The sequence below is a fragment of the Moorena sp. SIO4A5 genome (genome assembly GCF_010672005.1).
Taxonomy (GTDB): domain Bacteria; phylum Cyanobacteriota; class Cyanobacteriia; order Cyanobacteriales; family Coleofasciculaceae; genus Moorena.
On sequence record NZ_JAAHHZ010000021.1, the window covers coordinates 1 to 8931 of the forward strand.

An 8931-nucleotide genomic window follows, 5' to 3' on the forward strand; every position below is an offset into this window, starting at 1 on the left:
CAGAAAATAACTAATATAAAAATATTGAGTTTATCTTTCATCGAAAACTAATCCCTTAGGTTAACCAACCATAGATTTTATTATAAGCATTACTTATACAAGAACTCTACTTTGATGATTATTTAATAACGCCTCCTACTAATTATAGGATTTGGATTGATAGCGCTTACAGTGATAGGATTTCGAATTCAGTCTTGAATAAGTTATGAACAAAAATGATTAATTTATAAATATTACACTAAATTTTTATAATTGATAGCTATATAGCATTTCTATCTGGGTTGTAAACAAACTTCTTTCCCTAAAAGGCAATAGGCAATAGGCAATAGGCAATAGGCAAAACGCAAAAGGCAAAACGCAAAAGGCAAAAGGGAATAGGCAATAGGCAATAGGCAATAGGCAATAGGCAAAAGGGAATAGGCAAAAGGGAATAGGCATGCTAGCAAGAGTAACCCACCCCTACTGCTCCCAGGAGGGGAAAGAGATACGTAGTTTTATTTTATAAAAAAAAATACCTCCTACGTTTACATATCAAATACAAACGCTATATAAGGTTTCTATATATAAGCAATCAGCTAACTCCCTTAGGGCGTTAGCTGATTGTCCTTGGCTAAATACTTAGGTAATTTTAAATTAGGTAATTGAAATTTTGTATTTTAAATTACGTATTTCACACATAACTTTGCCAACTGGTATCGGTTAGTGGATCAAGCTTCTCCAGGCGATCGAACCCATTGGCATTCATCAGCCAGACACTATTTTGTCCATCGTCGAGATTGCGCCAGAGGATATCATCGAAACCATTATCATCGATGTCGAGGGTGCCATGGATTACCTCCTGACCACTACTGATTGGTGAGGAGATCAACACTGATTCAATGTACTGAGTCCCTTCCATCCTCCAATAGTAAATAGTTTGCTCTTGAGTATTGCGCCAAATAATATCCCCATCACCATCTCCATCCAAGTCTCCCGCTGCCCTCATTTCCCAAATACTAGTGACTGCTTCCGATTGAATCAACACCTCCTCAGCCACAGTGGTGCCATTCATTAACCAGACTTTATTTTCCCCAGTGGAGGTATTGCGCCAGAGAATATCCTGTTGTTGATCACTGTTAAAATCTTCGGTGCCACGAATTTCCCAGTCCAGGTCTGGAGTTGGGGTTATGGACACTGAATTCTCAAACACCGATCCTGCCATCAACCAGATGCCAGTTTCACCAGTAGAGGTATTACGCCAGAGAATATCCTGTTGTTGATCACTGTTGAAATCCCCTGCACCCTGCATCTGCCAGGGACTGTCGGCTGGTTCTGTTGGTGAAGGAATTGTCACGGCTTGAGCTAAGTCGAGACCATCCATCAGCCAAGCACCATTGACTCCGGTCTCCTGATTACGCCAGAAAATAGTCACACTCTCGGTGATCGTGGATTGGTCATTGTCGGTAATGGTGAAAGTGGCACTGGGAGTCTGACCTACTTGATAGTTGGGACTATTCTCAAGGGTAATAATGACAGTTTCTTCCCCTTCTACTAGACCATCGGCGATTGGGGTAAGCTTGAGATCTACTGACTGCTGACCTTCTGGAATAGTAACGGTACCAGTTAGGATGGGCTTGTAATCTGAGGGGCTAGCGGTGCCACTGACCGTGTAAGTTACCTCTAGGCTTTGACTAATGTCTCCGGTGCGGCTGATGGTAATACCACCACTTTTTGGCACAGTTTCGGCTAATGTGCCATTAGTAGGGATAATGGTCAGTTCAGGAACATTAATAACTGGATCAGCTAACGGTGCTGGTGTTATTTCAATAACGTCGATCCGTGCTAGTTCATCGGTTTGATTCCCCAAACTATCCGCCACAGCAGAGATTTCAATCTGATCCCCTGGAGCCAGTGTTACGTTTTCAAAGACGGGATTAGGATTGGATAAACCATCAAATATAGAACCAGTCAACCCGATATAATTACTAGAGCTGGGTGTGTCTATGGGTGGATTGCCCTGTTCTGCTGGGTTTTTATTGAAAATATATCTACTAATTGGGATATTGTTGACACGAAGTGTCAGGGTAGATCGGCCATCTGCTTCATCAAAATGGGCAATATTAAAATTATAGTTACCAGCAGGACCGTCAGCTTCTGTCCAGGTTAAACGAATGAATCCTGGTTCAGTAGTATTGGTTTTGGAAATCTCGATAGCTTGGCCACCGGAAGCAATGTCACTCTCAAAAACTATGTAGTTCTCTAGACTCAGCCTAGTTGTGTCTTCTGCCTCAAATTTTGGCATAATTACTATTATCCTCTACTTTTTAGGGAATAGGGAACAGGGAATAGGGAACAGTATAAAAGAGATCAGAGTAGTTTTTGGGGTTATGGAAAATCAGTATTGGAGTTTATAGTCTATAGCAAAGCGAGTAGGGATTAGGGAGTAGGGATTAGGGAGTAGTGAACAGCAGATATGGGGACAAAAATTATCACACTTACGACACGGATTGCTAACTACAAATTCCTAGATTGGAGCTGAAACTTTTTGTAATCGAAATCTTGTTCACTTTCACTTAACTAACTATATTGCTTATGATTGAACAATAGCTAAAATTAGATTTTTATAGTAATTCTATGACTTGTGATTGATAAGCACAAATAACCATTACTATAGATGACATAATTATGAGTAAATGTCACTATAAAATTACTTACTTTATTAAATCTTTACAGTTTTTTTTCCGGATTCTTTAATAGTCTTCACGTTTAGATCTCTCGTTTAGATCTCTATAGGTTGGTGACAAGAGAAGGAAAACGCCCAAGAGGCAGAGTTCAGGAAGGTAGCAAAACACTATAGACTTTACGGCAGTGTTCAATTGAGTTTGTGTTAAATCCCAGGCTACCGGAATTGATATCTATAAATTATCATAGCTATGAGGTACACAATTTAGATATTTTAGGGAATAGCGGATCTGGTAACAGGGAAAATTTAATAGCGATTTGCTACATCAAGACAGGGAATCAACGTCACTGAAAATGTACCTCATAACTGCGAAAAACGCTAGAATGGGCTGATGTAAGCTATCAGCTATCACCTATCAGCTAATGCCCGTAGCGCATTAGCTGATACCTGACGTTGTTTACTTGATCTTGTGAGCAACAGGCGTTTCTTGCTGCCTTCTTAAAGGCTAATGTCCTACTGATTCTGAGTAATGGGCTGCTGCACACAGTTGAGCATACGCAGAGTAGCAGCAGCGGCATAGTTCCGGCGTGCTTCAGAATTGGGGAAGAAAGCGTTACCCCTTTCGTTTAGGGGAGATGCCACTTGGCAGTAGCCAGACATTTCAGAAATCAGAGCGACAGCCCAGTGACCTTCGGTGTCGGAAAATTGTGTGACTGACCCATTAGAAACGAGTACCCCTGGCTGCCCTTGGAGGCTTTTGGCAAATTCAGCAGCTTTTTTTTGTACTGCCATCAATTCGGCACGAGTTACGGACTTATTTGGTCGAAAGGTGCCATCAGGATAGCCACTAACAATGTTGTTGTCCCTCGCCCATTGAATTTTGGCAGCACTCCAGCGCCCAGCCTCAACATCCTGATAGGGCCGCCCTGATGCTTGAGTGGGGACAGTAATATTAGCACCTGGCAGTTTACCTAAGCCTTCAATGACCATAGACACGAGTTGTTCTCTGGTTAGAAACCCTTGAGGTCTGAAGGTATTGTCCTGAAATCCAGCAATAAATCCCATTGCTACGGCTTTTTCAATTTCTGAGGCATAGACATCATTAGTAATATCCCGAAATTTAGAAGTTTCCCGTGGCGGAAGTGGGGGAAGGTCGGATGGATCACTACTTCCTGTGTTACCTAGGGGTGAATTAGTAGCAAGGTAGACGTGACCTAGCTCTTTGCCATTGAACATTCTCTTGGCAAATTCCCAACCGGGCTGCAGAAAAATTTTCATAAAGCCCTGGCTAATACCACCAGTTCTGCCGATGATGACTTCAGGAGCTTTACGATCAAGACGGTGCTTACCCACTAGCAACAGTTCACCATTACGCTCAACAATGCTGAGGATGTAATCGAGTCCTAAGTCTTCACCAGCCATGCGCATGGAATAGCCATTGCTATCAGTACTGCGTCCGCAAATGCCAGTAAAGTCAAAGTTCAACAGCAGTGGGTCTACGATCACTGGGTTAGTACCACTTTCGCTCCAACAGGCTCGCTTGTTGGATTTTTGCTCTATGATCAGCAGTTGATGAGAATTAGCCCCAAAGGGTTGAGCTACAGCAATAAACTTGCCTTGTTCAACTTGTTTTTGCTCGAAGGTAGCGGCGGAGGTTTGGTTGCCAAGACTGATTGCTGAGAAGGCAGTGGCTAGGGCAACGGTGGCGAAGGTGGCTAGTTTTTGTGGTAATTTTTGTCTTAAAGAATTTTTCATGCTACTTACCTCTCTCTTTCAGCATCTGTACTGAGCTTTTAAGATTTGTCAATTTTAAGACAACTGCTTCAAGCTATAATGATTAACTTTTAGATTAAATGTTTCTGGTTCTAATGGTTTAAGTTTTATTTTTGATTCATGAAATTTGAGCAAAAGTAGCTAAGGATACATAAGCTATCAGCTATCAGCTATCAGCTATCAGCGATTAGGCGCTTTAACTGCACGGGGTCGGATGAGTAAAAGGAGCAGGGTGCATCTCCTAAAAACTGTTTGACCTGGTGGGTGGAATGGGCATCAGGCGTGGAACGGGCATCTTGCCCGTTTCATCCCCAGGCGGATTGTCCCAACACTGGCTACCGAGAAAATGAGGGTGAGTCCGTCCCTGAAGCAGCACTAGCAACTACCTACCGTTGATTAGCTGACGGCTGACAGCTGACGGCTGATAGCTGAACGCGCACGCGTGTTATCCATTCTTATGATTATTCAGTGTAGTACCAAACTGCATGGCTATTGGGTCATCAGTGCCATTGGTTAGGGAAATTCCTTCTTTAGATAAATACGCTTTTGCTAGCAGTATAGCTAGAGAAAATTTATACTCTCCTTCGAGATTTGAAGTTCCTAGTAAACTGCGCCTGATGTGTCCGTCATCGTCAAGTATGGCATCGGCAAAGCCAACTTGTTCGGGGGGTAAGGTGGGTGGTGGATTAATGCTCTTGCCATATTGGTCAGGTAAGGCTTTTTCAATGCCAATCACGGTATTGATAGCCTGAAATGCTGCGACTAACTCAGTGTAACCAGGCTCAACGGGTAAATCTCTGACGATGTCAATACCAATAGCTCTAGGGTTATAGGTTGCTAGTTTTCTCAGCAGTGATGCTAAGTCTCGATCGGGTATGGGATAGGTACCTATGCCTCGGATGTCTTCTTCATTAATACCAACAATCAGAATTCTTTTATCAATAGATTCTTCAGGACGCCAACGGAGAAAACTATCCAGAGCAATCCATTCTAGACTTTGCAGGACGCCAGTGAGGCGAAATAGGATTACTAGTCCGATCACGACTAGTCCTGGCATCAATCCTACCCGCCAGCTTTGAATTTCCTCCTCAGTAAAACGTTTCATGTCTCAATCGATTAGACCGACTTCTCTTGCCCGCTTCTCGGTTTTAATGCGAATATTTTCACCGGGTTTTGGATAAACCCCTAAAACGTCTTGAACTTTAGTCCAATAGTTACGCACCGTGCGCTCGGAGATTTGCATCCGCTGAGCAATGGTTCTATCCTGTAATCCTTCTTCAAAGGCTAAGGTTAGAACGTCTAGCCATTCGGATTTGATTTCCAAGCCATTTCGCATCGCTTTGGGGGTGTAAATCAATCCCTGAAGTGACCAGTCAACTTTAATTAACATTTCTTTCTGGGGCAGGCTTTTATCTACGATGGTAAAGCCTCCTTCGTGTTCATTAATAGCAGGTTTTAAACGGATTAAGGCTTTGATATTAGCGCTTTGAACAACTATATTTAGGGTAGGGTATAGTTTCATTAATGTTTTGAGGAGTTGAATTCCCGTATCGGTTCGGGCAGTATCTCCCTGCTGCTTGGGAATGGAAAGATCGGCAACAACTAAGTCAGGGGATAACCTCTCTACATATTCTTGAGCTATTTGGGCTGTTTTAGCGGTAATAATTTCTGCCTCTGGGTATTGCTTTTGCAGTTGGCTCACGGTTCCCTCGAGAACCGATTCATGGTCGTCAATGACAATAATTTTTGGTTTCATAGTTAAGTCTACTGGTTATAGCGCTAAGGGCAAGGCAATAGGCAATAGGCAATAGGCAATAGGCAATAGGCAATAGGCAATAGGCAATAGGCAATAGCTGATTATAATAGCTTTTGCTGCTTTTATAAATGTCAAACACCCACCTTAATACGTAGTGCTATATTTGTTGTGTTTTTTTTTGAGATGATTTTTAATTTGTTATTTATCATTGTGAATTTACCCTTTTTAATTTTTAATTTTTAATTTTTAATTTTACTGGATACCTTAAGCTAATGTGCATTTAACTTTCAGATCGCGACCCTTGTGCAAAAGCCGGTCTACCATCTCCCTATCCTTACAAGGGTAGGTTTTTTACAAAGCTTGANCTCATAAATGCAATAAACGCTATATGTAGTTTTGGAATCATCTCGTGTTAAATATCAACAAGTTTACCCTAAGGCTTACATAACTGTGCTGCGGAGCATTTTTATTCAGTAAAGAGGAATTAATAATGTTAGAACTATATTTAGACAGTGCCGATGTTGAACAAATAGCACGTTTTCACTCTTGCTTACCAATTAAAGGAATAACAACCAACCCCAGTATTTTGGCTCAAGCCAACATAGGTGTTAATCAACTACTTAAAGAAGTAAATACTATACTAGGGAATGAGGCACGTTTCCACATTCAAGTTATTAGTCAATCTGTAGATGAAATTATCGTTGAAGCTGAGAAAATAACAGCTTTACCCTATGATATTGTGGTTAAAATTCCGGCCACGGAAATAGGTCTGGTGGCAATAAAACAGTTACATCAGAAGCAGATACCTCTATTAGCTACGGCAATTTATACAGTTCAACAAGGTTTTTTAGCTGCACTAGCAGGTGCAGATTATTTAGCTCCTTATGTAAATCGAATTGATGTTTTTGGGGGAAATGGTGTCACAGTTGTGGAGCAACTTCAACAACTTGTCCAACAACAACAGCTAAGTTGTTGTTTATTACCTGCTAGTTTTAAAAATCCCCGTCAAGTTTTAGAGGTATTACAAGCAGGGGTTGGTGCGATTACTTTGCCTGTAGGTATAATGGGACAAATGGTTTCACATCCGGCTATACCTTTGGCCGTTGAACAATTTAATACTGATTGGCAACAAGTCTTTGGTGATAAATTAGCTTTTGAAACTTAATGTGACCTGAGTTTTGGATAATAAAACAGGCAGATAGAGTGACAATACATAAATGGAAGCTAGAGGCATTCAAGGGTGAAGCATATCATGTTCACTTGATAGTAAATTTTTATTCCAACAATAACTTATCTGACTTGATTTCATCCTTTAAATCAGCTAGTAGCAGGATTTTTATGGTAAGCATTCAGCTATCAACTATCAGCGATTAGCGCTACGCCCACGCTACGGGAACAGCTTTTAACTGTAAGCATTCAGCCGTCAGTGGTCAGCCGTCAGCTTTGTGGCACAGGCTTCTAGCCTCTAACGTAAAAGCGATGCAGCGCGGTCTTGGGGGTTTCCCCCATGAGCGACTGCATCAAGACAGAGATTAAACAAATCCTTACCTCTTTTATTCAAAACGGTTTGCTCCTCAAGTAGCGTGGCCATTCGCGTAGCGTGGCCTTTGGCCTTGGCCATTGGCTGATAGCTGATACGCGACACGCTGAATGCTTACTTTTAACTTATGCGCTACGCCCACGCTACGGGAACAGGCAAAGGCCAACGGCTGACCACTGACCACTGACCACTGACGGCTGACAGCTGACAGCTGACAGCTGAATACTTAGATTAATTTCAATAACATCCTAAAGAATCGCGAGTATCAACACGAGTTATAGGATTAGTACCAGAAGCATTTTTGCTTTCGCATAGCTTCCGGTCTTGGTTATAATCCAAAATTGCTTCCTCGAACCAAAATTGCTTTCTCGAAGTCAGCGCCAGTAATATCTGCACCATTAAATTTAGATTTCGAAATGAATGCATATTCAAAGACTGCATCGGTTAAGTCTGCTCCCTTGAAGTTACATACATTAATGAATGCATCGCTAAAATTGGCTCCATGTAGATTAGCATTCGTGAAATCAACTTTGGTAATATCCGCACCTATAAACTTAGCGTTGCTCAAGTTTGCTGACTGTAAATTGACATTGCTAAAAACAAGGTAACTGAAGTCTTGACCGGATTTATCCTGACCGCTTAGATCCTTGTTTTCAAAGTTAGCGTTAATGGTGGCAGCGCTTTGGGCTTGGGCTGGCAGAGGCAACACTAGAATAGTTAGTGCTAGTAGAAAGGCTGCCAGGTGTAGAAAGTACTTAGCGTACTTCATGAATTGCTCTAATCCTCCTTGTGATTAAACGTTGCTGACAAAGGTAACTATATCAATTTTTGTAGGAGTTTTGAAGAGGGGACTATAGGGCAATTTTCAGCAAGGTTTGAGGGACATTGCTTATGGTTTTAAGGCAAGAGGCAATAGGCAAGAGGCAAGAGGCAATAGGCAAGAGGCAATAGGCAAGAGGCAATAGGCAATAGGCAATAGGCAATAGGCAAGAGGCAATAGGCAATAGGCAATAGGCAAGAGGCAATAGGCAAGAGGCAATAGGCAAGAGGCAATAGGCAATAGGCAATAGGCAATAGGCAATAGGCAATAGGCAATAGGCAATAGGCAATAGGCAATAGGCAAGAGGCAATAGCGATGCTTCAAAAAGTAGTATATAAGTTACGGAATTCTGACGTAAGAGCACACATCAGAACTCCAAT

The 8931-nt window shown here is 41.8% G+C and carries 12 protein-coding genes; 3 read left to right on the forward strand and 9 right to left on the reverse strand.

Annotation, left to right across the window (positions count from 1 at the left end; genetic code table 11):
- Positions 1–272: 272 nt before the first annotated feature.
- The 3 genes from F6K57_RS09315 to F6K57_RS09325 form a co-directional block, all read right to left on the reverse strand.
- Positions 273–446 carry a hypothetical protein gene (locus F6K57_RS09315; RefSeq protein WP_293066834.1) on the reverse strand — a complete coding sequence of 58 codons (174 nt, stop codon included), beginning with the start codon at positions 444–446 and terminating at the stop codon, positions 273–275.
- 224 nt (positions 447–670) lie between these two features.
- Positions 671–2281, reverse strand: coding sequence for an FG-GAP-like repeat-containing protein (locus F6K57_RS09320; RefSeq protein ID WP_293053087.1), 1611 nt, complete (start codon positions 2279–2281; stop codon positions 671–673).
- An 894-nt stretch (positions 2282–3175) separates the two neighbouring features.
- Complete coding sequence (locus F6K57_RS09325) at positions 3176–4417, reverse strand: DUF3747 domain-containing protein (protein WP_070393577.1); 1242 nt, start codon at positions 4415–4417, stop codon at positions 3176–3178.
- 270 nt (positions 4418–4687) lie between these two features.
- Here F6K57_RS09325 and F6K57_RS09330 point away from each other — a divergent pair, with 270 nt between their 5' ends.
- Positions 4688–4831, forward strand: a complete 144-nt coding sequence (locus F6K57_RS09330; protein WP_293066837.1) for a hypothetical protein — start codon at positions 4688–4690, stop codon at positions 4829–4831.
- Between the two features lie 49 nt (positions 4832–4880).
- On the opposite strand, the gene F6K57_RS09335 is transcribed toward F6K57_RS09330, so the two are convergent.
- Both F6K57_RS09335 and F6K57_RS09340 read right to left on the reverse strand, forming a co-directional pair.
- Positions 4881–5540 carry a CHASE2 domain-containing protein gene (locus F6K57_RS09335; protein ID WP_293066840.1) on the reverse strand — a complete coding sequence of 220 codons (660 nt, stop codon included), beginning with the start codon at positions 5538–5540 and terminating at the stop codon, positions 4881–4883.
- A 3-nt stretch (positions 5541–5543) separates the two neighbouring features.
- Positions 5544–6191: a response regulator transcription factor gene (locus tag F6K57_RS09340; protein WP_293066843.1), complete on the reverse strand. Its 648-nt coding sequence runs from the start codon at positions 6189–6191 to the stop codon at positions 5544–5546.
- Positions 6192–6681: 490 nt separating this feature from the next.
- Between F6K57_RS09340 and F6K57_RS09345 the strand changes: the two genes are divergently transcribed.
- Complete coding sequence (locus tag F6K57_RS09345; protein WP_293066846.1) at positions 6682–7356, forward strand: transaldolase family protein; 675 nt, start codon at positions 6682–6684, stop codon at positions 7354–7356.
- A gap of 38 nt (positions 7357–7394) precedes the next feature.
- Complete coding sequence (locus tag F6K57_RS41935) at positions 7395–7565, forward strand: transposase (protein WP_364302064.1); 171 nt, start codon at positions 7395–7397, stop codon at positions 7563–7565.
- Between the two features lie 91 nt (positions 7566–7656).
- Here the strand turns inward: F6K57_RS41935 and F6K57_RS09350 are convergent, their stop codons facing one another.
- From F6K57_RS09350 to F6K57_RS09365, 4 genes are all read right to left on the reverse strand, one after another.
- Positions 7657–7812 carry a hypothetical protein gene (locus F6K57_RS09350; RefSeq protein ID WP_293066849.1) on the reverse strand — a complete coding sequence of 52 codons (156 nt, stop codon included), beginning with the start codon at positions 7810–7812 and terminating at the stop codon, positions 7657–7659.
- Positions 7766–7915, reverse strand: a complete 150-nt coding sequence (locus tag F6K57_RS09355; protein ID WP_158069522.1) for a hypothetical protein — start codon at positions 7913–7915, stop codon at positions 7766–7768. Before F6K57_RS09355 ends, F6K57_RS09350 begins: the two co-directional genes overlap by 47 nt.
- Before the next feature lie 144 nt (positions 7916–8059).
- Positions 8060–8500, reverse strand: a complete 441-nt coding sequence (locus F6K57_RS09360) for a pentapeptide repeat-containing protein (RefSeq protein ID WP_293066852.1) — start codon at positions 8498–8500, stop codon at positions 8060–8062.
- An 82-nt stretch (positions 8501–8582) separates the two neighbouring features.
- Positions 8583–8915, reverse strand: a complete 333-nt coding sequence (locus F6K57_RS09365; protein ID WP_293066855.1) for a hypothetical protein — start codon at positions 8913–8915, stop codon at positions 8583–8585.
- Positions 8916–8931: the final 16 nt, after the last annotated feature.

Bases quoted from the DNA above. Each gene is read 5' to 3' on its own strand.
- F6K57_RS09320 (WP_293053087.1), bottom strand. From the start codon at position 2,281: ATGCCAAAATTTGAGGCAGAAGACACAACTAGGCTGAGTCTAGAGAAC.
- F6K57_RS09325 (WP_070393577.1), bottom strand. From the start codon at position 4,417: ATGAAAAATTCTTTAAGACAAAAATTACCACAAAAACTAGCCACCTTC.
- F6K57_RS09335 (WP_293066840.1), bottom strand. From the start codon at position 5,540: ATGAAACGTTTTACTGAGGAGGAAATTCAAAGCTGGCGGGTAGGATTG.
- F6K57_RS09340 (WP_293066843.1), bottom strand. From the start codon at position 6,191: ATGAAACCAAAAATTATTGTCATTGACGACCATGAATCGGTTCTCGAG.
- F6K57_RS09345 (WP_293066846.1), top strand. From the start codon at position 6,682: ATGTTAGAACTATATTTAGACAGTGCCGATGTTGAACAAATAGCACGT.
- F6K57_RS09350 (WP_293066849.1), bottom strand. From the start codon at position 7,812: ATGGCCAAGGCCAAAGGCCACGCTACGCGAATGGCCACGCTACTTGAG.
- F6K57_RS09360 (WP_293066852.1), bottom strand. From the start codon at position 8,500: ATGAAGTACGCTAAGTACTTTCTACACCTGGCAGCCTTTCTACTAGCA.